This window comes from Kocuria sp. HSID17590, from assembly GCF_003989485.1.
Classification (GTDB): domain Bacteria; phylum Actinomycetota; class Actinomycetes; order Actinomycetales; family Micrococcaceae; genus Kocuria; species Kocuria salsicia.
Genome location: NZ_RBMB01000021.1, coordinates 43,436 through 66,565, shown reverse-complemented (window position 1 = coordinate 66,565; position 23,130 = coordinate 43,436). Strand labels below are relative to the sequence as shown.

Annotated in this window: 29 protein-coding genes; 2 read left to right on the top strand and 27 right to left on the bottom strand. The window is 68.8% G+C overall.

Annotated elements, in window-relative coordinates; genetic code table 11:
- From D8M39_RS08930 to glmS, 3 genes are all read right to left on the bottom strand, one after another.
- On the bottom strand, positions 1-1,538 hold a 1,538-nt coding region (locus D8M39_RS08930; RefSeq protein WP_148111759.1), incomplete at its 3' end, for a bifunctional ADP-dependent NAD(P)H-hydrate dehydratase/NAD(P)H-hydrate epimerase.
- Positions 1,531-1,902, bottom strand: coding sequence for a holo-ACP synthase (locus tag D8M39_RS08925; protein WP_094394911.1), 372 nt, complete (start codon positions 1,900-1,902; stop codon positions 1,531-1,533). The genes D8M39_RS08930 and D8M39_RS08925, both read right to left, overlap by 8 nt.
- 263 nt (positions 1,903-2,165) lie before the next feature.
- Positions 2,166-4,049: a glutamine--fructose-6-phosphate transaminase (isomerizing) gene (gene glmS / locus D8M39_RS08920; RefSeq protein ID WP_055085404.1), complete on the bottom strand. Its 1,884-nt coding sequence runs from the start codon at positions 4,047-4,049 to the stop codon at positions 2,166-2,168.
- 74 nt (positions 4,050-4,123) lie between these two features.
- Here glmS and coaA point away from each other — a divergent pair, with 74 nt between their 5' ends.
- Both coaA and mscL read left to right on the top strand, forming a co-directional pair.
- Positions 4,124-5,080, top strand: coding sequence for a type I pantothenate kinase (coaA, locus tag D8M39_RS08915; RefSeq protein ID WP_055085402.1), 957 nt, complete (start codon positions 4,124-4,126; stop codon positions 5,078-5,080).
- A 109-nt stretch (positions 5,081-5,189) separates the two neighbouring features.
- Positions 5,190-5,645 (top strand): large conductance mechanosensitive channel protein MscL, encoded by a 456-nt coding sequence (gene mscL, locus D8M39_RS08910; RefSeq protein WP_055085400.1) that lies wholly within the window; start codon positions 5,190-5,192, stop codon positions 5,643-5,645.
- Between the two features lie 186 nt (positions 5,646-5,831).
- Here mscL and glmM read toward each other — a convergent pair whose 3' ends face one another.
- The 24 genes from glmM to rplN all read right to left on the bottom strand — a co-directional run bounded on the left by glmM (position 5,832) and on the right by rplN (position 22,981).
- Positions 5,832-7,181, bottom strand: coding sequence for a phosphoglucosamine mutase (gene glmM, locus D8M39_RS08905; protein WP_055085397.1), 1,350 nt, complete (start codon positions 7,179-7,181; stop codon positions 5,832-5,834).
- Positions 7,182-7,229: 48 nt separating this feature from the next.
- Positions 7,230-8,267 carry a polyphosphate kinase 2 gene (gene ppk2, locus D8M39_RS08900; protein WP_083482504.1) on the bottom strand — a complete coding sequence of 346 codons (1,038 nt, stop codon included), beginning with the start codon at positions 8,265-8,267 and terminating at the stop codon, positions 7,230-7,232.
- 305 nt (positions 8,268-8,572) lie between these two features.
- A complete protein-coding gene (rpsI, locus tag D8M39_RS08895; RefSeq protein ID WP_055085395.1) occupies positions 8,573-9,073 on the bottom strand; it encodes a 30S ribosomal protein S9 in 501 nt (166 codons plus the stop codon).
- A 32-nt stretch (positions 9,074-9,105) separates the two neighbouring features.
- Positions 9,106-9,549, bottom strand: coding sequence for a 50S ribosomal protein L13 (gene rplM / locus D8M39_RS08890; RefSeq protein WP_055085393.1), 444 nt, complete (start codon positions 9,547-9,549; stop codon positions 9,106-9,108).
- 246 nt (positions 9,550-9,795) lie between these two features.
- Positions 9,796-10,680, bottom strand: coding sequence for a tRNA pseudouridine(38-40) synthase TruA (locus tag D8M39_RS08885; protein ID WP_126874847.1), 885 nt, complete (start codon positions 10,678-10,680; stop codon positions 9,796-9,798).
- Between the two features lie 122 nt (positions 10,681-10,802).
- The gene (gene rplQ / locus D8M39_RS08880) at positions 10,803-11,570 is read right to left on the bottom strand and encodes a 50S ribosomal protein L17 (RefSeq protein WP_094394921.1); all 768 of its coding nucleotides are present in this window, start codon (positions 11,568-11,570) and stop codon (positions 10,803-10,805) included.
- Between the two features lie 71 nt (positions 11,571-11,641).
- Positions 11,642-12,661 carry a DNA-directed RNA polymerase subunit alpha gene (locus D8M39_RS08875; protein ID WP_126874846.1) on the bottom strand — a complete coding sequence of 340 codons (1,020 nt, stop codon included), beginning with the start codon at positions 12,659-12,661 and terminating at the stop codon, positions 11,642-11,644.
- A gap of 148 nt (positions 12,662-12,809) precedes the next feature.
- Positions 12,810-13,214: a 30S ribosomal protein S11 gene (gene rpsK / locus D8M39_RS08870; RefSeq protein ID WP_094394925.1), complete on the bottom strand. Its 405-nt coding sequence runs from the start codon at positions 13,212-13,214 to the stop codon at positions 12,810-12,812.
- Positions 13,215-13,272: 58 nt separating this feature from the next.
- On the bottom strand, positions 13,273-13,641 hold the full coding sequence (rpsM, locus tag D8M39_RS08865) for a 30S ribosomal protein S13 (RefSeq protein WP_012397713.1): 369 nt from the start codon (positions 13,639-13,641) through the stop codon (positions 13,273-13,275).
- 158 nt (positions 13,642-13,799) lie between these two features.
- On the bottom strand, positions 13,800-13,913 hold the full coding sequence (gene rpmJ / locus D8M39_RS08860) for a 50S ribosomal protein L36 (RefSeq protein WP_012397712.1): 114 nt from the start codon (positions 13,911-13,913) through the stop codon (positions 13,800-13,802).
- An 89-nt stretch (positions 13,914-14,002) separates the two neighbouring features.
- Complete coding sequence (gene infA, locus D8M39_RS08855) at positions 14,003-14,224, bottom strand: translation initiation factor IF-1 (RefSeq protein ID WP_012397711.1); 222 nt, start codon at positions 14,222-14,224, stop codon at positions 14,003-14,005.
- A 294-nt stretch (positions 14,225-14,518) separates the two neighbouring features.
- Positions 14,519-15,667, bottom strand: coding sequence for a 23S rRNA (adenine(2503)-C(2))-methyltransferase RlmN (rlmN, locus tag D8M39_RS08850; protein WP_126874845.1), 1,149 nt, complete (start codon positions 15,665-15,667; stop codon positions 14,519-14,521).
- A 99-nt stretch (positions 15,668-15,766) separates the two neighbouring features.
- A complete protein-coding gene (gene map / locus D8M39_RS08845; protein WP_094395221.1) occupies positions 15,767-16,603 on the bottom strand; it encodes a type I methionyl aminopeptidase in 837 nt (278 codons plus the stop codon).
- Positions 16,604-16,703: 100 nt separating this feature from the next.
- Positions 16,704-17,270, bottom strand: a complete 567-nt coding sequence (locus D8M39_RS08840) for an adenylate kinase (protein ID WP_055085381.1) — start codon at positions 17,268-17,270, stop codon at positions 16,704-16,706.
- A 105-nt stretch (positions 17,271-17,375) separates the two neighbouring features.
- Positions 17,376-18,689, bottom strand: coding sequence for a preprotein translocase subunit SecY (gene secY, locus D8M39_RS08835; RefSeq protein ID WP_126874844.1), 1,314 nt, complete (start codon positions 18,687-18,689; stop codon positions 17,376-17,378).
- A gap of 189 nt (positions 18,690-18,878) precedes the next feature.
- Positions 18,879-19,346, bottom strand: coding sequence for a 50S ribosomal protein L15 (gene rplO / locus D8M39_RS08830; RefSeq protein WP_055085377.1), 468 nt, complete (start codon positions 19,344-19,346; stop codon positions 18,879-18,881).
- A 2-nt stretch (positions 19,347-19,348) separates the two neighbouring features.
- Entirely contained in the window at positions 19,349-19,555 is a 207-nt protein-coding gene (gene rpmD, locus D8M39_RS08825; protein ID WP_055085375.1) for a 50S ribosomal protein L30, read from the bottom strand.
- Positions 19,555-20,292, bottom strand: a complete 738-nt coding sequence (rpsE, locus tag D8M39_RS08820) for a 30S ribosomal protein S5 (RefSeq protein WP_055085373.1) — start codon at positions 20,290-20,292, stop codon at positions 19,555-19,557. The genes rpmD and rpsE overlap by 1 nt, the downstream gene beginning before the upstream one ends.
- Complete coding sequence (rplR, locus tag D8M39_RS08815; RefSeq protein ID WP_055085371.1) at positions 20,289-20,660, bottom strand: 50S ribosomal protein L18; 372 nt, start codon at positions 20,658-20,660, stop codon at positions 20,289-20,291. The genes rpsE and rplR overlap by 4 nt, the downstream gene beginning before the upstream one ends.
- 2 nt (positions 20,661-20,662) lie before the next feature.
- Positions 20,663-21,199 (bottom strand): 50S ribosomal protein L6, encoded by a 537-nt coding sequence (gene rplF / locus D8M39_RS08810; protein ID WP_055085369.1) that lies wholly within the window; start codon positions 21,197-21,199, stop codon positions 20,663-20,665.
- A gap of 31 nt (positions 21,200-21,230) precedes the next feature.
- Positions 21,231-21,629 carry a 30S ribosomal protein S8 gene (gene rpsH, locus D8M39_RS08805; RefSeq protein WP_055085367.1) on the bottom strand — a complete coding sequence of 133 codons (399 nt, stop codon included), beginning with the start codon at positions 21,627-21,629 and terminating at the stop codon, positions 21,231-21,233.
- A gap of 74 nt (positions 21,630-21,703) precedes the next feature.
- Positions 21,704-22,273: a 50S ribosomal protein L5 gene (gene rplE, locus D8M39_RS08800; protein ID WP_055085366.1), complete on the bottom strand. Its 570-nt coding sequence runs from the start codon at positions 22,271-22,273 to the stop codon at positions 21,704-21,706.
- Entirely contained in the window at positions 22,273-22,611 is a 339-nt protein-coding gene (gene rplX, locus D8M39_RS08795) for a 50S ribosomal protein L24 (RefSeq protein WP_055085364.1), read from the bottom strand. The genes rplE and rplX overlap by 1 nt, the downstream gene beginning before the upstream one ends.
- Position 22,612: 1 nt before the next feature.
- On the bottom strand, positions 22,613-22,981 hold the full coding sequence (gene rplN, locus D8M39_RS08790; protein ID WP_012397698.1) for a 50S ribosomal protein L14: 369 nt from the start codon (positions 22,979-22,981) through the stop codon (positions 22,613-22,615).
- Between the last annotated feature and the right edge of the window lie 149 nt (positions 22,982-23,130).

The window sequence follows — 23,130 nt, the reverse complement described above, 5'->3', positions numbered from 1 at the left end:
CGGCCCTCGCCCCGGGCCCACGGACCCAGGTCCGCAAGCGCGTCCGGGTGCTCGGCCACGTGCGCGAGCACCGTGCCCAGGATCCCGGCGAGGGTGTCCCCGGAGCCGGCGGTGGCCAGCCACGGGCTCGCCCCGCCCACGCTCAGGCACAGGCAGTCCTCCCCGGCCGACGACGCCGCGTCCCCGGCCACCGGCGAGGCCACCACGGTGGTCGCGCCCTTGAGCAGCACGGTGGCCCCCGTCAGCCGGGCCGCCTCCCGCGCCCAGTGCAGGGGGTTCGCCTCGATCTCCGTGCGCTCCACCGTGGCCCGCGCCAGCCCGAAGCCCGCGAGCCACTCGAAGATCTGGGAGAGCTCCCCGGCGTGCGGTGTGAGGACCTTGTGGGCACCCAGGGGTCCGTCCGCCACGGAGCGCGCCGCGGCGTCGAGCGCTCCCGCGTCGAGCACCGCGGGCTCCTCGGCCTCGATCACGGCCTGGACGCGCGCGGCCTGGGACTCGTCCCCCACCACACCGGGTCCGGCGAGCCACGCCTGGACGTGCACGTCCCACGGCTGCTCGTCCGAGCAGACCACCTCCGGGCTGCGTGCCAGCACCATCGCGCGCGCGGTCGAGTCGCCCAGGAAGCGCACCATGCCCGCCCCGGCCTGGACGGCGGCCTGGGTGCACATGATGGCCGCGCCGGGATAGCTCGGGGCACCGGCGACCACGCCCAGCACCCCGCGCGTGTACTTGGTGTCCGTGGCACCGGGTCGCGGCCACGCGGCCAGAACGTCCTCGCCCTGGACGCGGTGCACCGCCGGTGCGCCCAGCAGGTCCTCGATGCCGATGGGCACCACGGTGAGCGCGCCGCCGGCCTGCTCGCCGGGGGCGACCACGTGCGCCGTCTTCGCCGCGCCGAACGTCACGGTCGCGTCCGCGCGCAGCAGCGGCTCCGGGGCCTCGCCGGTGTCCGCGTCCAGCCCGGAGACGAGGTCGCACGCCACGATCCGCGGGGCGCCCCGTCCCTCCACGGCGGGCCCACTGCGGTCACGGCCGGTGAAGGCCTCCACGAGGTCCGCGGCGGCACCCCGCAGCCCACCGCTGGCGCCCGTGCCGAGAATCGCGTCCACCACGAGGTCCGCGGCAGACATCAGCTCGACGACGTCCGGGACATCCACCGTCCGCAGTGCGGAGACCTGGGCGGGCAACTCCTCTCCCGTGTTCTCGCCGAGCCGCAGGGCCGTGCCACCCGCCGCCAGCAGCGCGTCCAGCCCCGCCTCGTGGGCGCGCGATCCGGTGAGCACGGCGGTCACGGTGACGCCCCGGCGGCGCAGGAACGACCCCGCCCACAGCCCGTCCCCGCCGTTGTTGCCCGGTCCCACGAGGACCACCGCGGAGCTCCCGGCCAGGGCGCCGTCGCGACTGGTGAGCCGCAGCTGCGCCGCGCACTCCCGCGCCAGTCCCCGTGCGGCGCGGCGCATCAGTGCGTCACCGTGCCCCTCGTCCAGCAGCGGCTGCTCTGCGGCGCGGATGCTCGCGCCGGTGTACGCCTCAATCATGCGGATGACCTTCCTGTCCCTCGGCCACGACGAACGCCACGGCCATGCCGCCGTCGTGGGAGATCGTCACGTGCCACGTCCGCACTCCCCGGCGCCGCTGCTCCTCGGCCACGGTGCCGGTGGTGTGCAGGTGGGGGGCGCCGTCCGCGTCGTTGGTGACCCAGCAGTCCTGCCAGATCATCCCCGGCGGTGCCTTCAGCGCCTTGGCCGCGGCTTCCTTCACCGCGAAGCGCGCCGCGAGCGAGCGCGGCGGCAGCTCCCGCTCGTGGGGCACGAACAGCCGCTCGACCAGGCGCGGTGTGCGGGCCACCTGCCGCTCGAAACGCGCGATGTCCACGATGTCCACACCTGTGCCCACGATCATGCCGCCAGCCTACCGGCGCCCCCGGACGGGCACTGGCGACGACGCCGCACGGGCGCATCACACGTGCCCGTCCAGCACGTGGGGTCACCCGGGTCGCACGGCGCGCTGGGTCACCCGCGGCGCACCCGTGCCCGGGCTGGGCGGCCGGGCACGGCGTCGTCGCCCCCTGCACGTGCCCTCCCCGCGGCGCCCCGGACACGACGACGGCGGGTGTCGCTCCCGTGGGAGGCGTCACCCGCCGTCGTGGTGGGGTCCTGCGCGGTCTACTCGACCGTGACGGACTTCGCGAGGTTGCGCGGCTGGTCCACGTCGTAGCCCTTGGCCCCGGCGAGCTCGCACGCGAAGATCTGCAGCGGCACCGTGGCCAGCAGCGGCTGGAGCAGCGTGGGCGACTCGGGGACGTAGAACACGTGGTTCGCGAACTCGCGCACCGCCTCGTCCCCCTCCTCGGCGATCACGATGGTCTCGGCACCGCGGGCGCGGATCTCTTGGATGTTGGAGACCACCTTGGCGTGCAGCGAGTCCCGGCCGCGCGGCGAGGGCACGATCACGATCACGGGCTGGCCCTGGTCGATCAGCGCGATCGGCCCGTGCTTGAGCTCACCGGCGGCGAAGCCCTCGGCGTGGATGTACGCGATCTCCTTGAGCTTCAGCGCGCCCTCCATGGCCACGGGGAAACCCACGTGCCGGCCCAGGAAGAGCACCGAGCCGGCGTCCTCCATGCTCGAGGCGAGCGCCTTGACCTGCGGCTCCACCTCGTCCAGCACGCGCTGGATCTTGGCGGGCATGGCCTCCAGCTCCGCGAGCAGCGTGGCGATCTCGTCCTTGTACTTGTTGCCGCGCAGCTGCGCCAGGTACAGCCCCAGCAGGTACGCGGCCGTGATCTGCGCCAGGAACGCCTTCGTGGAGGCCACGGCGATCTCCGGGCCGGCGTGCGTGTAGAGCACGGCGTCCGCCTCGCGCGGGATCGTGGAGCCGTTGGTGTTGCAGATGGCCACCACCTTGGCGCCCTGCTCCTGGGCGTGGCGCACGGCCATGAGGGTGTCCATGGTCTCGCCGGACTGGGAGACGGCCACCACCAGGGTCTTCTCGTTCACGATGGGGTCCCGGTAGCGGAACTCGTGGGCCAGCTCCACCTCGGTGGGGATCCGGCACCAGTGCTCGATCGCGTAGCGCGCCACCTGGCCGGCGTAGGCCGCGGTGCCGCACGCGATCACGACGATCTTGTCGATCGAGCGCAGCACCGACTCGTCGATCTTGATCTCGTCCAGCGTGAGGCTTCCGTTCTCGTCCAGGCGCCCCAGCAGGGTGTCCCCCACGGCGGAGGGCTGGTCGTGGATCTCCTTCTCCATGAAGGAGGGGTAGCCGTCCTTCTCGGCGGCGGCGGCGTCCCACTCGATCTCGAAGGGCTTGCCCTCGGCGGGGTTGCCGTCGAAGTCGACGATCGCGTAGTCGTCCGCGGTGATGGTCACGATCTGGTCCTGGCCCATCTCCACCGCACGCTTGGTGTAGTCGATGAAGCCGGAGACGTCCGAGCCCAGGAAGTTCTCGCCGTCGCCGAGCCCGATCACCAGCGGGGAGTTGCGGCGCGAGGCGACCACGCGGTCCGGGACGTCCGCGTGCACGGCGAGCAGCGTGAACGCGCCCTCCAGGCGGCGGGAGGTGTCCTGCATGGCGACGGTGAGGTCCTTGTGCTCGGGGTCCTGCGCGTCGTAGGTGCGGGCGAGCAGCACGGCGGCCACCTCGGTGTCCGTCTCGGACACGAAGGTCTCGCCCTGGGCCTGCAGCTCGCGCTTGATCTCGCTGAAGTTCTCGATGATGCCGTTGTGGATCATGGCGAGCTTGCCGCCGTCCACCACGTGCGGGTGGGCGTTGACGTCGGTGGGCCCGCCGTGCGTGGCCCACCGGGTGTGCCCGATTCCGATGTTCGACTCCGGCAGCGGGTGCTCCTCGAGCTCCTCGAGGAGGTTGCTGAGCTTGCCCGCCTTCTTGCGGTACTCCACCGTGCCGTCCGCGATGACGGCGACACCCGCGGAGTCGTAACCGCGGTACTCGAGCCGGCGCAGCCCCTCGAGGATCACGTCGAGAGCGGTGTGCTGGCGGCCGTCAGCACCCTTTGAGCCCACATATCCCACAATTCCACACATGAAAATGCATTCTAGCGGAAACGTCCCCGGCCCTCCGTCCCGTGGGTCACACGGGGGCCTACACTGGTCCGAGCATGAGCACACAGCCCACTTCCCAGCGCGTCTCCCCCTTCGTGGAGCTGGACCGCCAGACCTGGTCCCGGCTCTCCACGGAGATCGACGTCCCCCTCACCGCTCAGGAGATCGAGAACCTGCGCGGTCTCGGTGACCGCCTGGACGTGGACGAGGTGCGGGAGGTCTACCTCCCCCTCTCCCGGCTGCTCACCCTCTACGACATGTCCTCCACGCAGCTCAACGCGGCCACCAACTCGTTCCTGGGCGAGCACCACGCGCGCACGCCGTTCGTGATCGGCATCGCCGGTTCCGTGGCCGCCGGCAAGTCCACCACGGCCCGACTGCTGCGCGAGATGCTCGCGCGCTGGCCCTCCACTCCGAACGTCCAGCTCGTGACCACGGACGGTTTCCTGTACCCGAACGCAGAACTGCGCAGCCGGGGGCTGATGGACCGCAAGGGCTTCCCCGAGTCCTACGACCGGCGTGCCCTGCTGCGCTTCGTCTCGGAGATCAAGTCCGGTGCACCCGAGGTGCGCGCCCCGAAGTACTCGCACGTCACCTACGACATCCTCCCTGACGAGGAAGTCGTGGTGACCCGGCCGGACGTCGTGATCGTGGAGGGGCTGAACGTGCTCGCCCCGGCGAAGCTCGAGAGCGGAAGGCGCACGGCCCTCGCCCTGAGCGACTTCTTCGACTTCAGCATCTACGTGGACGCCCGCACGGACGACATCGAGCGCTGGTACGTGGACCGCTTCCGCGCCCTGCGCTCCTCGGCGTTCTCGGACCCCGAGTCCTACTTCCACCGCTACGCCAACCTCACGGACGACGAGGCCCGTGAGGTGGCCACGGACATCTGGCACCGCATCAACGAGCCCAACCTGGTGCAGAACGTGCGCCCCACCCGCGGACGGGCCCGGCTGATCCTCTCGAAGGACCACGACCACAAGATCCGACGGGTGCTGCTGCGCAAGAACTGAGCCCGGAGCACCGCCGTTTTCACCCGCTGCGGCCGCGGGCCTGTGATCTCCGATATGTTCCGGGCCGTTGGCTTCATCTTTCATGCACTCGCTGGGTACTGTGAGCGCCATGATCAATGGCTTCAAAGAATTCATCATGAAGGGCAACGTGATGGATCTCGCGGTTGCCGTCATCATCGGCGCCGCCTTCGCCAAAATCGTCAACGCACTCGTGGAGAGCGTGCTCATGCCCGCGATCTCCGCGATCGTCGGCTCTCCCAACTTCGACAGCTTCGCCGTGCTCACCCTGCGCGGCAACGAGCTGAAGTTCGGCGTGCTGCTGACCGCGATCGTCAACTTCCTGCTCATCGCCGCGGCCGTGTACTTCTGCCTGGTGATGCCCATGAACAAGATGATCGAGCGCCGCAACCGCCGTCTGGGCATCGAGCCGGCCGAGGAGGCCGCCGATCCCAACGTCGTGCTTCTTACCGAGATCCGTGACGCACTGACCGCGGGTCACACCGGCACCGCGGCCCCCGGCGCCGCCACGGGTCGCCACGAGGCCCCTGGCAACTCCGCTGTCTGACCCGTCCATCCGTCCGCACGAGAAGGGCCCCGCATCCTCACGGATGCGGGGCCCTTCTCTGTCTCGTGGCACTGCCTGTCCGGTGTCGTGCGCGTCGGAATTGTCACCGGTCGCCCGGCTGCCCGACCCACGCCGGTGGGGCACGAGGTCGGGACACGAAGTTCCCCGACGTCGTGCGGCGCAGGTCTACAGGCTCAGGTTCTCCTCGACGACGGCGACCAGCGCCTCGGCCTCGCGCTGGGCCTCCTCGGCCGTTGCCGCCTCGACCATCACGCGCACCACCGGCTCGGTCCCGGAGGGACGCAGCAGCACCCGGCCCTCCTCGCCCAGCCGCTGCTCCGTCTCGGCCACGGCGTCCAGCACCGCCTGGTTGGTGCTCGTCGCGGCCTTGTCCACGTTCTTGACGTTGATCATCACCTGCGGCATGCGGGTCATGACCGTGGCGAGTTCCTGCAGGGGCATCCCGGTCTGTGCCACGCGGGAGGCAAGCATCATGCCCGTGAGCAGCCCGTCTCCCGTGGTGGCGTAGTCGGCCATGATCACGTGCCCGGACTGCTCGCCGCCCAGGTTGTAGCCGTTGGCCACCATCGACTCCAGGACGTAGCGGTCCCCCACCGAGGCGCGCACCAGGTTGATGCCCGCCTTCTCCAGGGCCAGCTGCAGACCCAGGTTGCTCATCACCGTGGCCACGAGGGTGTCCTGGTTGAGCCGCCCGGCCTCCTTCATGGCCATCGCGATGATGCACATGATCTGGTCCCCGTCCACCTCGGTGCCGGTGTGGTCCACCGCGAGGCAGCGGTCGGCGTCGCCGTCGTGGGCGATGCCCAGGTCCGCACCCAGCTCGCGGACCTTCTGCTTCAGCGGCTCGAGATGGGTGGAGCCCACGCCGTCGTTGATGTTCAGCCCGTCCGGCTCTGCACCGATCACGTGCACGGAAGCCCCGGCGTCGCGGAAGGCGTCCGGGGAGACCCCCGACGCCGCACCGTGCGCGCAGTCCAGCACGATCGACAGCCCGTCCAGACGGCGGGGAATCGCCCCCACGAGGTGCAGGACGTAGCGGTCCTCGGCGTCCGACAGACGCGTCACGCGTCCGACCTCCGCACCCGTGGGCCGCAAGAAGTCTCCGGCCTCGTAGACCTGCTGGATGGCGTCCTCGACGGCGTCCGGCAGCTTCTTGCCGCCGTGGGCGAGGAACTTGATCCCGTTGTCCGGTGCGGGGTTGTGCGACGCGGAGATCATCACGCCGAAGTCGGCGTCGATGTCGCCCACGAGGTACGCGGCGGCGGGCGTCGGGAGCACGCCAGCGTCGTACACGTCCACGCCGGAGCTTGCGAGCCCCGCGGTGACCGCGGCCCCCAGGAACTCGCCGCTCGCGCGGCCGTCCCGGGCCACCACGGCAGTGGGGCGGCGCCCCTCGGCCGCGTGGCGGTGGCCCAGGACGATCGCCGCGGCCTGCGACAACTGCATGGCAAGGTCTGCTGTGAGGAGGCCGTTCGCGAGACCGCGAACGCCGTCCGTTCCGAAAATTCTAGACATCGCAGATCATCCTACGACCACTCTGGGGACAAATCCGACGCATCCCGATCAGTCCTTCCCGGGGCGGACCACCGGGAAGCCGTCGGGGTTGACGCCGTTGTCGTCAGCGAGGTCCGTGGCCCCGCCCACGATGTTGGTGTCCACCGCGCCCACGAGAGCATGGTCTTTGTTGGGGTAGTCGAACTGTGCGAGGACGTAGCGCATGGCCTCGAGCCTCGCCCGCTTCTTGTCGTTCGACTTGATCACGGTCCAGGGGGCGTCCCCCGTGTCCGTGTAGAAGAACATGGCCTCCTTGGCCTCGGTGTAGTCGTCCCACTTGTCCAGCGAGGCCACGTCCGTGGGCGAGAGCTTCCACTGGCGCACGGGGTCCGTGCGGCGCGACTGGAATCGTGCCAGCTGCTCGGCGCGGGTCACCGAGAACCAGAACTTGATCAAGTGGGTGTCCGAGTTGACCAGCATCCGCTCGAACTCCGGGGCCTGGCGCATGAACTCGTAGTACTGCTGGGACGTGCAGTAGCCCATTACCCGCTCCACACCGGCTCTGTTGTACCAGGAACGGTCCATCAGCACGATCTCCCCGCCGGAGGGCAGGTGCTTCACGTAGCGCTGGAAGTACCACTGGGTCTGCTCGATCTCCGTAGGCTTCTCGAGCGCCACCACACGCGCGCCACGGGGGTTCAGGTGCTCGGTAAAGCGCTTGATCGACCCGCCCTTGCCCGCGGCGTCCCGGCCCTCGAAGATGATCAACAGCTTCTGGCCGGTCTCCTTGATCCACAGCTGCAGCTTCAGCAGCTCGATTTGCAGGGCCCGTTTGGTGCGCTCGTACTCCTTGCGGGAGAGCTTCTCGTCGTACGGATAGCCGATCTTCCAGGCCGAGGAACTCTCGATGCCGCGGTCGTCGTGCAGCTTCTTCCCGAGCTCTGCGATCTCGTCCAGCTCCGCCGCGTAGTCCTCGACCACGGAGACCCGGTGCTGCTCCTTCTTCAGGGCGTCGTCCAAGGCGGAGCGCGAGTCTGCCTCAGCGCTCTCGTCCTTCGCCTTCCCGGCGTGCGCGGTGCTCTGCTTCTGGTCCGGTTGCTTGCTCATGCGGGCCCTCTCGTGACGGTGCGGTGGAAGCGGCGGTGCTTCCACCACGATTTTACGCCCGAGTCACTGCCCTGTTACCTCTGCCACACCCGCAGCGGTGATTCAGGGGAAACGACGCAGGGCCCCGGTCCTCGGCCGAAACCGGGGAACGGGACCCTGCGTGACAACCTCCGGCCGAGGGCCGGATGACGGCGATCAGCGCGACTGGAGCCAAGCCCTGATCGACGCAGGGCCCCGGCCCTCGGCCAAAACCGAAGAACGGGACCCTGTCGATCAACGTCCGGCCGAGGGCCGGGTGGCGTCGATCAGCGCTTGGAGTACTGCGGCGCCTTGCGTGCCTTCTTGAGGCCTGCCTTCTTGCGCTCGATGACGCGGGCGTCACGAGTCAGGAAGCCGGCCTTCTTGAGCGCCGGGCGGTTGTGCTCGGCGTCGATCTCGTTGAGGGCACGGGCCACGCCGAGGCGCAGCGCGCCGGCCTGGCCGGAGGGGCCGCCGCCGCTGATGCGGGCGATGACGTCGTAGCCGCCCTGCAGCTCCAGCAGCGTGAAGGGGTCGTTGACCTCCTGCTGGTGCAGCTTGTTGGGGAAGTACTCCTCCAGGGTGCGGCCGTTGACGGTCCACTTGCCGGAGCCGGGAACCAGGCGCACGCGGGCGATGGCCTGCTTGCGGCGGCCCACGGCCTGGCCGGGGACGGTCAGCGCGGGGCGCTCGGACAGTGCGGCACCCGTGGCGGACTCGGTGGACTCGGAGGTGTAGCTGGTCAGCTCCACGTCCTCGGTGATCTGCTCTTCAGTGTTCTGAGCCACGATTCTCCTTATGTGTTATTCGTTGGCCCGAGTTACTGGGCGACCTGGGTGAACTCGTAGGGCTTGGGCTGCTGGGCCTGGTGCGGGTGCTCGGCGCCAGCGTAGACCTTCAGCTTGGACAGCTGCTGGGCGGCCAGCTTGTTCTTGGGCAGCATGCCCTTGACGGCCTTCTCCACGGCGCGCGTGGGGTTCTTCGCGAGCAGCTCGGCGTAGCTGGTGGACTTGAGTCCGCCCGGGTAGCCGGAGTGGCGGTAGGCGCGCTTCTTCTGGAGCTTGGCGCCGGTCAGGGCCACCTTCTCCGCGTTGATGATGATGACGAAATCGCCGGTGTCCACGTGGGGAGCGAAGGTCGGCTTGTGCTTCCCGCGCAGCAGCGTTGCGGTCTGGCTGGCAAGACGACCCAGGACGACGTCGGTGGCGTCGATGACGTGCCACTGACGCTGGACGTCACCGGGCTTCGGAGTGTACGTACGCACGTTGATCTGCCTTCGTTTGTCTGCTGAAGACACGAATACTCGTGTCGATCGGTTCCGTTGTGCTTCGGGGCCCGGGTGAGATCCGGGCGGCATCCGTGCGTCCACAACCCGGTGCACCGCACGGCCCTGCGCTCTGCAACATGAGCGACCGCTGCGGGTACACGTGAACCGGGGCAGAACACGCACAACAGCATTCCATGTTACCGGATGACTGCCGGGGTTGCCACTCGGGTACCGGCACCCGGGTCACGACGTCGCGCGCCTGGCCCGCGTCAGCTCGGCGCGCTCCCGCAGGCCCTGCGGCCCCGGATAGCGCACCGACTCCAGCACCAGGCCGTGGGCCGGGGCCATCACCACGCTGGCGTCCCGCTCCCGGGCCCGCAGCCGCTCCCCCGGCCACCCGACGGGCCGGCGCCCCTCCCCCACACGCACCGCGGCACCCACGATGGAGCGCACCATGTGGTGGCAGAAGGCGTCCGCGGTCAGGGACACGCTCACCATCCCGTGCTCGTCCCGTCGAACCGATGCGCCCTGCAGCTCGCGCACGGTGGTCGCCCCCTCGCGCGGCTTGCAGTAGCTCAAAAAGTCCTGGAGGCCGAGCAGCTCGCGCAGCGCCTCGTCCATGGCCGCCACGTCCAGTTCCGTGTCGAGCCACCAGGCGTGGCTGCGGGTGAGCGGGTCGTGGCCCGTCACCGCGTCGCAGATGCGGTACGTGTAGCCGCGGGACAGGGCGGAGAACCGGGCGTCGAAGCCGGGCTCCGCCACGGCGACGTCGTTCACCACCACCGCGCCCACCACCGGCTCCCAGCCGCGCTGGGCGCGGTCCTTGCCGAGCACCCGCCGCAGCGCGCCGTTGATCTTGCGGACGGCCGCGCGCGCCGGGGCGTGAGCACCGGCCAGCCGCTGCCAGGCCTGCTCGCCGACATCCACGTGCACCGTCTGGTGCCTCGCGTGCACCCCGGTGTCCGTGCGTCCGGCCACCACGGTGGTGCACGGGTGGCGGAGCACCAGCTCCAGGGCGTCCTCCACCGCGGCCTGCACGCTCGGAAGCCCGGGCTGGCGCGCCCACCCCCTGAACGGGGCGCCGTCGTAGGCCAGCCCCACGCGCAGCCGCACCGTGCGCTCGTCCATCACGTCCGTCCTTCCACGCCGACTGTCGGTTCCCCCGGCGGAGACCTGCGGATACGACGACGCCGCCGCAGGAACCTGCGGCGGCGTCGTGACCGGTACCGTACCGGGCGAAGAACCCGAGCTTACTCGGAGATCTTCTGGGCGGCGGCGCCGCCCGCGGGCTGGAAGCCAGCTGCCTCGGCGTTGGCCGGGGAGTCGAACCAGATCTCCGCGGTGGTCCCGGAGTACCAGCGCGAACCGGGCACGTGGTACTTCATGGAGTTGCGGTTGCCCTTGACGGCGAAGCCCTCGGGGGCCTCACCGGACTCGAGCGGAGCGTGGGAACCGGCGAACTCGGCGGCGTCCTTGTTCTCCGCGGCAACCTCGGCGGCCTCGTCGGAGCCGACGGCGGGCGCCTGCTCGTCCGCGGGGATCTCCTTGGCCTTGACGTCCTCGGCGGTGGTGTCCGCGGGGGTGTCGACCGGAGCAGCCGGGGCGGGGGCGGCCTTGGCGGTGGCGCGCTCGGCCTCCGCGACGGTCTCCTTCTTGGCCACGGGCTCCATGACCAGCTCGATGACCGCCATGGGGGCGTTGTCGCCCTTGCGGTTGCCGATCTTGGTGATGCGCGTGTAGCCGCCGTCGCGGCCTTCCATGGCCGCCGCGATGCTGGTGAACAGCTCGTGGACCACGGACTTGTCGGTCAGCTGACGCATGACGCGACGGCGCGAGGCGAGGTCACCGCGCTTGGCGAACGTGATCATGCGCTCGGCCACGGGACGCAGGCGCTTGGCCTTGGTCACGGTGGTGGTGATGCGCTTGTGCTCGAACAGCTGCTGCGAGAGGTTCGAGAGGATCATGCGCTCGTGGGTCGGCCCGGCGCCGAGACGGGGTCCCTTGGTAGGGGTAGGCATAGTAGGTCTCCTGGAGTTCGGGCCCGCGCGAGCCGCTCAGCGGCCGCGGGGCACGGGAAGTGGTGTGGGCGTCAGTCGAGGTCGACGTCGAACGGGTTGTTGTTGTCGTCCTCGTCCTCGAGGGACGCCGCGTGGGCGGCGAGGTCGTAGCCGGGAGGGGAGTCCTTCAGGGCCAGGCCGAGCTCACCGAGCTTGTCCTTGACCTCGTCGATGGACTTCGCGCCGAAGTTGCGGATGTCCATGAGATCCGCTTCCGAGCGCCCCACCAGTTCACCCACGCTGTGGATGCCCTCACGCTTGAGGCAGTTGTACGAGCGCACCGACAGCTCGAGGTCCTCGATCGGCAGCGCCATGTCCGCGGCAGCGGCGGCGTCCGTGGGCGAGGGCCCGATCTCGATCCCCTCGGCCGAGGAGTTCAGCTCGCGGGCGAGACCGAACAGCTCGACCAGGGTGGTGCCGGCAGAGGCCACCGCGTCACGCGGGGAGATGGCCTCCTTGGTCTCCACGTCCAGCACGAGCTTGTCGAAGTCCGTGCGCTGCTCGACACGGGTGGCCTCCACGCGGAAGGTCACCTTCAGGACGGGCGAGTAGATGGAGTCCACCGGGATCCGGCCGACCTCCGCGTCACCCGCCTTGTTCTGCGACGCCGACACGTAGCCGCGGCCGCGCTCGATGGTCAGCTCGATCTCGAGCTGACCCTTCGAGTTCAGCGTGGCGATGTGCAGCTCCGGGTTGTGGACCTCGACACCGGCCGGTGCGGAGATGTCAGCCGCCGTGACCTCGCCCGGACCCTGCTTGCGCAGCCACGCCGTGACGGGCTCGTCCTCCTCCGAGGACAGGGAGAGCTTCTTGATGTTGAGGATCAGCTCGGTGACGTCTTCCTTGACACCCTCCACCGTGGAGAACTCGTGCAGCACGCCGTCGATGCGGATGCTGGTCACGGAGGCGCCGGGGATGGAGGAGAGAAGCGTGCGGCGAAGTGAGTTGCCGAGGGTGTACCCGAAACCAGGCTCCAGCGGTTCGATCACGAACCGGGAACGGTTCTCGGCCACAGCCTCTTCCGTGAGGGTGGGGCGCTGTGCGATGAGCACTGATGTTTCCTTTCAGCGTGCCTCCGCCATATGACGCACGCAGGTGGTGGAAAACAAAATGGGTGAATGACGCGGTGAGCTGGCGAGTTCACCGCGTCGGTGCGCGGCCACCGCCGCCCGCGAGGGCAGTGGTGGCCGCGCAGACGTGTCAGACGCGACGGCGCTTCGGGGGACGGCAGCCGTTGTGGGCGGACGGGGTGACGTCCTGGATGGAGCCGACCTCCAGCCCGGTGGCCTGCAGGGCGCGGATCGCGGTCTCGCGACCGGACCCCGGGCCCTTCACGAACACATCCACCTTGCGCATCCCGTGCTCCTGCGCGCCCTTCGCGGCGGTCTCGGCAGCCTGCTGCGCGGCGAACGGGGTCGACTTGCGCGAGCCCTTGAAGCCCACGCCGCCGGCCGAGGCCCACGACAGGACCGCACCCGAGGGGTCGGTGATGGAAACGATGGTGTTGTTGAACGTGGACTTGATGTGAGCCTGACCTTGGGTCACATTCTTGTTCACCTTGCGACGCGGCTTGCGAGCGGCCGTCGCGCGAGTCTTCTGGGCCATGGATTCTCCTACAAAGATCTTCGACGTTGATCAGCCACCGGTTCGGTGGCGACCACGATTACTTCTTCTTACCGGCGACCGTGCGCTTGGGACCCTTGCGGGTACGGGCGTTGGTCTTGGTGCGCTGGCCGTGGACGGGCAGACCGCGGCGGTGGCGCAGGCCCTGGTAGCTGCCGATCTCGACCTTGCGGCGGATGTCGGCGGCCACTTCACGGCGGAGATCGCCTTCGACCTTGTAGTTGCCTTCGATGTAGTCACGCAGCTCGACGAGCTGCGGATCGGTGAGATCCTTGACGCGCACGTCCCCGGAGATGCCAGTGGCCTCCAGGGTTTCGAGTGCACGGGTACGACCCACGCCGTAGATGTAGGTCAGCGCAACTTCCAGCCGCTTTTCACGGGGGAGGTCGACGCCTGCGAGACGAGCCATAGTGGCGGTTCTCCTTGTGTGTCCGGAGGTCTTGAACACCGCGTCCCGATCGCGTTCCGATCGGTCTCCGGCCTCCGTGCCGGGGGTTGCCGCGCCCTGGGGCGGCGGCTGCGGTGTCCGTTCTTGTCAATCCACTTGCGTGGGCGGGAGTGTTCCCGTCAGCCCTGGCGCTGCTTGTGCCGGGGGTTCTCGCAGATCACCATGACCCGGCCGTTGCGGCGGATCACCTTGCACTTGTCGCAGATCTGCTTGACGCTCGGTTGGACCTTCATCGCATTCCTTCGCGTACTAGTAATGGCGTATGCACTCGCACCACCGTGCTCGCCCGGGTCTCCCCGACCGTCCACCGTGGGCGCGGATGCTACTTGTAGCGGTAGACGATCCGGCCTCGGGAAAGGTCATAGGGGCTGAGCTCCACCACGACGCGGTCCTCGGGGAGGATCCGGATGTAGTGCTGGCGCATCTTGCCCGAGATGTGGGCGAGCACCTTGTGACCGTTGGTCAGCTCAACACGAAACGACGCATTGGGCAGTGCCTCGACCACAGTGCCTTCGATCTCGATGACTCCGTCTTTCTTGGCCATATCCTCCGCTAACTTCTCGAGGGGTCCGGTTGTCTATCCGGACGGCGGTGCCCGTACCGGTCCCCGTCCACCAGACGAACAACCCCGCACTACGAGTGGTAGCGGGGGTCGGTGTGGGTGGGCAGGGCTCGATCAGCGAGCACAAACAACCAACGCACGACACTACGCGCTCACGCTGTTTTTCGCAACCCGGCCGGCGGGCCCGCCCGCAGACCGCGCGGGACGACGACGGCGCTCAGGCCCGAGCGCCCGGCCCCGGCGTCCAGTCCCGGGCGGACGTCTCGTCCCCGGGACTCAGACGTCCGTGGCCAGCTGGCCGCAGGCGCCGTCGATGTCCGAGCCGCGGGTGTCCCGCACGGTGGTGGGGATGCCGTGGGCACGCAGGCGCTCCACGAAGTTCTGCTCCACGCCGGGGCGCGAGGCCGTCCACTTGGAGCCGGGGGTCGGGTTGAGGGGGATCGGGTTCACGTGCACCCAGCCCGCGCCGCGCTTGTTCAGCTTCTCCCCCAGCAGGTCCGCGCGCCAGCCCTGGTCGTTCATGTCCCGGATCAGGGCGTACTCGATCGAGACCCGGCGGCCCGTGACGTCGTAGTAGTCCCGGGCGGCGTCGAGCGCCTCGTCCACCTTCCACCGGGTGTTGATGGGGATCAGCTCGTCGCGCAGCTCGTCGTCCGGCGCGTGCAGCGACAGTGCCAGCGTGATGGGCAGCTTCTCCCGCGTGAACTTCCGGATGCCGGGCACCAGCCCCACCGTGGACATGGTGAGCCCGCGCGCGGAGATCCCGAGTCCCTCCGGTGACGGGTCGATGATGCGGTGCACCGCGCCCATGGTGGCCTTGTAGTTGGCCAGGGCCTCCCCCATGCCCATGAAGACGATGTTGGACACCCGCTGCGGGGCCTCCTCCGGGTCCCCCACGGCGCCGTCGCGCAGGGCCCGCACGCCCTGGACCACCTGGTCCACGATCTCGGCAGCCGAGAGGTTGCGCGTGAGCCCGGACTGGCCGGTGGCGCAGAACGGGCAGTTCATCCCGCAGCCGGCCTGGGAGGAGATGCACATGGTCACGCGCTTGTCGTAGCGCATCAGCACGGACTCGACCATGGCGTTGTCGAACAGGCGGTGCACGGACTTCACGGTCATGCCCTGGTCCGCACGCAGCTGCTTCACGGTCCGCAGCAGCGGGGGCATGGCCTTGGCGACCATCTCCTCCCGCTGGTCCGCGGGGAGGTCCGTCATCGCGGCGGGATCCGACTCGAAGCGCTCGAAGTAGTGCTTCGACAGCTGCGAGGCCCGGAACGCCGGGTAGCCGGCCTCCTTCAGCAGCTCCTTGCGCCCGGCCATGTCCAGGTCGGCCAGGTGCACGGGCGGCTTGCCCCGCCGTACGGGCTTGAAGACGAGCTGGCCCGCCTCGGGGCGGGGCGTGATCTCTACGGGCTGTGCAGTCATGGGATTCCTCTGCCTGCTCTCAGGCTCTCGGGGGTGGCGGGGCCACGGGTTCTCTGGGTGACGGGTCGGGGCCGTGGCGGGCCGGGTGACGGACCCGCCTCAGGACGCGGGGACGGGAACGGGGTGGACGCCCAGCGGCTCGAGCTCGGAGGCCCCTCCGTCCTCGGCGGTCAGCACCCACACGCCCCGGCTGTGGCGGCACACGGTGTGCTCCCACTGGCTGGCACGGGACCCGTCCTCGGTGACGACCGTCCAGTCGTCCTCCAGCACCCGGGTCTCGATTCCGCCGCGCACCAGCATGGGCTCGATCGCCAGGGCCATGCCCGTCACGAGCTTGGGCGTGCGCTGCCCCACGGCGTAGTTGGGCACATCCGGAGCCATGTGCATCTCGGTGCCGATGCCGTGGCCCACGTAGTCCTCCAGGATGCCCAGACGGGATCCGACCGTCTCCCGGACGTAGGACTCGACCGCCAGGCCGATGTCGCCCACGTGGGTGCCCGTGGCCATTGCCGCCACGCCGCGCCACATGGCCGCACGCGTGACGTCCGAGAGCTCCTGGTCCGCGGGGTCGTGGTGCTCCCCCACGAGCACCGTGCGGGCGGAGTCGCCGTGCCAACCAGCCACGATCGCCCCGCCGTCGATGGACACGATGTCGCCGTCCGCGAGCACGCGCTCCCCCGGGATGCCGTGGACCACCTCCTCGTTGACGGACGCGCACACCGTCGCGGGGTAGCCGTAGTAGCCCAGGAAGTTCGACTCGGCCCCGCTGTCCTCGAGCACCGCACGGAAGGCGCGGTCGAGGTCCGCGGTGGTCGCACCGGGCACGGCGGCAGCCACCGCGGCGTCGAGCGCGCGGGAGGTGACAACGCCCGCCCTGGCCATGAGGGCCAGCTCGGCGTCCGACTTCACTTGGATCTTGCGGCGTCCGAACACGATGCCTGGGGTCCTTCCGTGGTGGGGTGTGTGGTGAATGCCGAGCCCCCGGGCGATGCCTCGCATCGGACCGGGGGCTCGAGGTGGTGCGTGGTGCGGTGCGTCAGCGCGGCAGCTGGCTCATGATCCGCTCGGTGACGTCGTCGATGCTGCCGAGCCCGTCCACGCGCGCGACGATGCCGCGCTGCTCGTAGACGTCGACCACGGGGGCCGTCTGCTCGTCGTAGACGTCCAGGCGGTGGCGGATGACGTCCTCGGTGTCGTCCGTACGCCCCTGGTCGCGGGCGCGGCCCAGCAGGCGGGTGACGAGCTCGTCGTTGTCCGCCGTGAGCAGCAGCACGACGTCCAGCGCCACGCCGTTGGCCTCCAGGATCCGGTCGAGCTCCTCCACCTGGGCGACGGTGCGCGGGTAGCCGTCCAGCAGGAAGCCGTCCGCGACGTCCTGCTGCGCGAGCCGGTCGCGCACCATGCTGTTGGTGACGGAGTCGGGGACCAGGTTGCCGGCGTCCGTGTAGCTCTGCGCCTCCCTGCCGAGCTCCGTCTGCTGCTTGATGTTCGCGCGGAAGATGTCCCCGGTGGAGATGGCGGGCACGCCGAGTCGGTCGCAGATGCGCTCGGCCTGCGTTCCCTTGCCTGCGCCTGGCGGTCCGATGATCAACATGCGGGTCATGATCTCTCCTTGCGTCAACGTGCACTTCCTCACCCATGCTACCGGCCCGACGGCGCGGCGCCCGGGGCGCGCCCCGGCCCACCGCCCGTGCGGAACAACCGGGGCTCAGGCGCGCAGCAGGCCCTCGTGGTGGCGCTGCTGCAGCTGGGCGTCGATCTGCTTGACGGTGTCCAGGCCCACGCCCACCATGATCAGCAGCGACGGGCCGCCGAACGGGAAGTTCTGGTTGGCGCCGAACGCCACCAGCGCGATGAGCGGGATCATCGACACGATGCCCAGGTACAGCGCACCCGGCAGCGTGATGCGGGTCAGCACGTAGCGCAGGTAGGTCTCGGTGGGACGCCCGGCGCGGATGCCCGGGATGAAGCCGCCGTAGCGCTTCATGTTGTCCGAGACCTCCTCCGGGTTGAACGTGATGGACACGTAGAAGTACGTGAAGGCCACGATCAGCAGGAAGTACACGGTCATGTACACGGGGTGGTCACCGCGTGCCAGGTACGTGTTGATCCAGGTGACCCACCCCGGCACGGCGCTGCCGTCGTCGGGCATCGCGAACTGCGCGATCATGGTGGGCAGCATCAGCATGGAGGAGGCGAAGATGATGGGGATCACGCCGGCCATGTTGACCTTCAGCGGGATGTACGTGCTCGTGCCGCCGATGGTGCGCCGCCCGACCATGCGCTTGGCGTACTGCACCGGGATGCGCCGCTGCGACTGCTCCACGAAGACCACGCAGGTGATGACCACCAGCCCGATCGCGCACACGCCCAGGAAGATGCCCCAGCCGCGGGTGCGCAGGATCTCGCCGAGCGCGGACGGGAAGGTGGCGGCGATGGACGTGAAGATCAGCAGGGACATGCCGTTGCCCACGCCGCGGTCCGTGATGCGCTCACCGAGCCACATGATCACGGTGGTGCCCGCCGTCATGGTGAGGATCATGATGACCAGCACCGGCAGCGAGTCGTCAGGGATGATCGGCAGCGAGCAGTTGCCCAGCAGGTTCCCCGAGCGGGCCAGGGAGATGACGGTGGTGGCGTTGAGAGCCGCCAGGCCGATCGTGAGGTAGCGCGTGTACTGCGTGAGCTTGGTCTGGCCCTGCGCGCCCTCCTCGTGCAGCTCCTGGAAACGGGGAATGACCACCCGCAGCAGCTGCACGATGATGCTCGCGGTGATGTACGGCATCACCCCGAGGGCGAAGATCGACAGCTGCAGGAGGGCCCCACCGCTGAAGAGGTTGACCAGGTCGTACGCGCCGCCGGTGGTGTTCCCGAGCGCCAGGCACTGCTGGACGTTGCCGTAGTCCACACCGGGTGCGGGGATGAACGTCCCCAGCCGGTAGATCACGATGATCCCGAGGGTGAACAGCAGCTTGTTGCGCAGCTCCGGCGTGGTGAACGCCCGTGCGAAAGCACTGAGCACAGGTCCTCCTTCAAAAGCGTGGTGGCCCGGTCGGTTCCGACCCCGGGCAAGTCTAGCCAAGGACGCGCACGGGGCCGCGACGGGCCCCGTGCGAACATCCTGGTAAAGCAGCGGGCCCCGCGCCGGGAATCCGGCACGGGGCCCGCCTCAGTTCAGGGATTCACCCTACAACCGAACGCTGGTCTGCGCTCACGCGTTCTGCGTGGACCCGCCAGCCGCGGCGATCTTCTCGGCCGCGGAGGCCGAGAACTTGTCCGCGGTGATGTTCAGGGCCACGGAGATCTCCCCGCTGCCCAGCACCTTGACGGGCTGGTTCTTGCGAACCGCGCCCTTGGCAACCAGGTCCGAGACGGTGACGGTGCCACCCTCGGGGAACAGCTCGCCCAGACGGTCCAGGTTGACCACCTGGTACTCCACGCGGAACGGGTTCTTGAACCCGCGCAGCTTGGGCAGCCGCATCTGCAGCGGCAGCTGGCCGCCGGCGAAGCCGGCCTTGACCTGGTAGCGCGCCTTGGTGCCCTTGGTACCGCGACCGGCGGTCTTGCCCTTGGACGCCTCACCGCGGCCAAGACGAGTCTTGGCCTGGTGCGAGCCGGGGGCCGGACGCAGGTGGTGGACCTTCAGAGCGTGGCGCTTGCTCTCGGTGTTCTCAGCCATGCTCAAGCCTCCTCAACCTCTACGAGATGCGACACCGTGTTGATCATGCCGGCGGTGGCCGCATCGGCCTTGCGCTCCACGACGTGGCCCGGACGCTTGAGACCGAGCGAGCGCAGCGTGTCGCGCATGTTCTGCTTCTGTCCGACCACGGAGCGGACCTGCTTCACGCGCAGGGTCGCGCCGGTGGCCTGGATGCGCTTTCCGTTCATCAGGCACCTGCCTTCTGGATCTCACGCAGCAGCGGCGCCGGAACGACCTCGTCCATGGGCAGCCCACGACGGGCGGCCACGGACGCGGGCTCCTCGAGCTCACGCAGCGCCTGGATGGTCGCGTGCACGATGTTGATCTGGTTGGACGAACCGAGGGACTTGGACAGCACGTCGTGGATGCCAGCGCACTCCAGCACGGCGCGCACCGGACCACCGGCGATCACACCGGTACCCGGGGTGGCGGGGCGCAGCATGACCACGCCGGCCGCCGCCTCACCCTGCACACGGTGCGGGATGGTGCGGTCCTCGACGCGGGGGACCCGGAAGAAGTTCTTCTTGGCCTCCTCGACGCCCTTGGAGATCGCCGCCGGAACTTCCTTGGCCTTGCCGTAGCCGACGCCCACCATGCCGTTGCCGTCGCCCACGACCACGAGAGCGGTGAAGCTGAAGCGACGACCGCCCTTCACGACCTTGGACACGCGGTTGATGGTCACGACGCGCTCGAGGAACTTGTCCTTGTCGTCGTCGCGGCCGCCGCGGCCACCACGGCCGCCACGGTCGTTGCCACGGCCGCCGCGGTCACTGCCGCCGCGTCCGCCGCGCTCGTTGCGACCGCCGCGTCCACCGCGGTTCTCCTCGGTCCCCTGACGGGACGAGGTGTTGGACTCGGCCGTCTCAGTGGAACCGGTGGTGGCTTCGCTCACCTGAGTTTCCTTCTCGTTCTTCTGCTCGCTCACAGCGCCAGACCTCCTTCACGGGCACCCTCGGCCACCGCGGCCACACGGCCGTGGTACTTGTTGCCGCCGCGGTCGAACACGACGGTCTCGATCCCCGCAGCCTTGGCGCGCTCGGCGATCAGCTCACCGATGCGCTTGGCCTTGGCGGTCTTGTCGTCGGACGACGCACGCAGGGCGTCTTCCATGGTGGAGGCCGAGACGAGGGTGAAGCCCTTGTCGTCGTCGATCACCTGGGCGACCATGTGGCGGGTGGAACGCGTCACCACCAGACGGGGGCGCAGCGCGGTTCCGGCGATGTGCTTGCGCACGCGGCGGTGACGCCGAGCCCGCTGAGCGGTCTTCGACTTTCCCTTGATTACGAGAGCCATGATTACTTACCAGCCTTTCCGGCCTTGCGGCGGATCTGCTCGCCGGCGTAACGAACACCCTTGCCCTTGTAGGGATCGGGTAGACGCAGGGAGCGGATCTTCGCGGCGACCTGGCCAACCTGCTGCTTGTCGATGCCGGAGACGGAGACCTTGTTGTTCCCCTCCACGGAGAGCGTGATGCCCTCCGGGGCGCTGAAGGGAACGGGGTGGCTGTAACCGAGAGCGAACTCGAGGTCCGCACCCTTGGCCTGCACGCGGTAACCCGTGCCCACGATCTCCAGCTGCTTGGTGTATCCCTCGGACACACCCTGGATCATGTTGGCGATCAGGGAACGCGTGAGACCGTGCAGCGAGCGGGACTCGCGCTCGTCGTTGGGGCGGGACACCTGAACGGTGCCGTCCTCGACGACCACCGTGATGGGTGCCGCGACGGTCTGCGTGAGGGAGCCCTTGGGACCCTTCACCGACACCACGGAACCGTCCACGGAGACCTCCACACCGGCGGGCACAGAGATCGGGAGACGTCCAATACGTGACATGTCTTCTTCCTTTCTTCTTCTGTGCTACCGGTTACCAGACGTACGCGAGGACTTCCCCGCCCACGCCCTTCTTCCCGGCCTGCTTGTCAGTCAGCAGTCCGGAGGACGTGGAGAGGATCGCGATGCCGAGGCCGCCGAACACCTTGGGGAGGTTCGTGGACTTCGCGTACACGCGCAGCCCCGGCTTGGAGATGCGGCGGACACCGGCGATCGAGCGCTCACGGTTGGAGCCGAACTTCAGCGACAGGGTCAGCGTCTTGCCGACCCGCGCGGGTTCCTCGCTCCAGTCCGCGATGTAGCCCTCGGCCTTGAGGATCTCCGCAATCCGAGCCTTCAGCTTGGAGTACGGCATGCTCACGGTGTCGTGGTAGGCGGAGTTCGCGTTGCGCAGACGCGTCAGCATGTCTGCGACGGGATCTGTCATTGTCATGTGGGCTTCAGCCCTTCCTCGCCACGGTTTCCCTGCCGGTTGCAGCCCGCAGGGACCTTCTGGCGTCGATGGAATTAGTTGGTCTTGAACGGGAAGCCGAGTGCCTTGAGCAGCGCACGGCCTTCGTCGTCGGTCTTGGCGGAGGTGACCACGGTGATGTCCATGCCGCGCACGCGGTCGATCCGGTCCTGGTCGATCTCGTGGAACATGGACTGTTCCGTCAGGCCGAAGGTGTAGTTGCCGTGGCCGTCGAAGTGACGGTCCGAGAGGCCGCGGAAGTCACGGATGCGCGGCAGCGCGAGCGTGACCAGGCGGTCCAGGAACTCCCACATGCGGTCGCCACGCATGGTGACGTGGGCGCCGATGGGCATTCCCTCGCGCAGCTTGAACTGGGCGATGGACTTCTTGGCACGGTTGACCACGGGCTTCTGGCCGGTGATGGCGGTGAGGTCCTTGATGGCGTTGTCCACCAGCTTGGAGTCCTTGGCCGCCTCGCCCAGACCCATGTTGACCACGACCTTGACCACGCGCGGCATCTCCATGACGTTCGAGTAGCCGAACTGCTCCTGAAGGGCCGGGGCCACGGTCTCCTGGTACTTGGTCTTGAACCGGGGGGTGAACTTGGTTTCGGTCGTTTCGCTCATCACAGATCCTTGCCGGTGCTCTTGGACACGCGGACGCGCACGGTCTTCTGCTTGCCGTTGCGCTCCACGGTCTCGGTGCGGTAGCCCACACGGGTCGGCTTGCCGGTCTCGGGATCCACGAGCATCACGTTGGAGATGTGGATCGGAGCCTCGACCTTGACGAGGCCGCCGGCTTCGCCCTGGGCGTTGGCGCGCTTGTGCTTGGTCACCACGTTGACACCCTCGACCACCACGCGGGAGGTCTCGGTGTTCACGCGCAGAACCTTGCCCTGCTCGCCCTTGTTCTTGCCGGTGATGACCTGCACGAGGTCGCCGGTCTTGATCTTGAACTTAGTCATGTCAGAGCACCTCCGGAGCCAGCGAGACGATCTTCATGAACTTCTTGTCGCGCAGCTCGCGGCCCACGGGGCCGAAGATGCGCGTGCCGCGGGGGTCCCCGTCGTTCTTCAAGATCACTGCGGCGTTCTCGTCGAAACGGATGTAGGAACCGTCGGGACGGCGCCTCTGCTTCTTGGTACGGACCACAACCGCCTTGACAACGTCGCCCTTCTTGACGTTGCCGCCGGGGATGGCGTCCTTGACGGTGGCGACGATGACGTCACCAATGCCTGCGTAACGGCGTCCGGATCCACCGAGCACACGGATGGTGAGAATTTCCTTCGCACCCGTGTTGTCGGCAACCCGCAGCCGCGATTCCTGCTGAATCACTGAATACTCCTGTCGTCGCGCCGGTTCTCATCCAAACCTGCTGAATGTCGAGCCTTGCGGAACGGTGGTCGTGTGAACGCTCCGCGTCACGGTGGCCCCCGTGGCCGTAGGAGGGGCCCGGGGCGTGTGCGGAGTTTGCACGCGGTCGA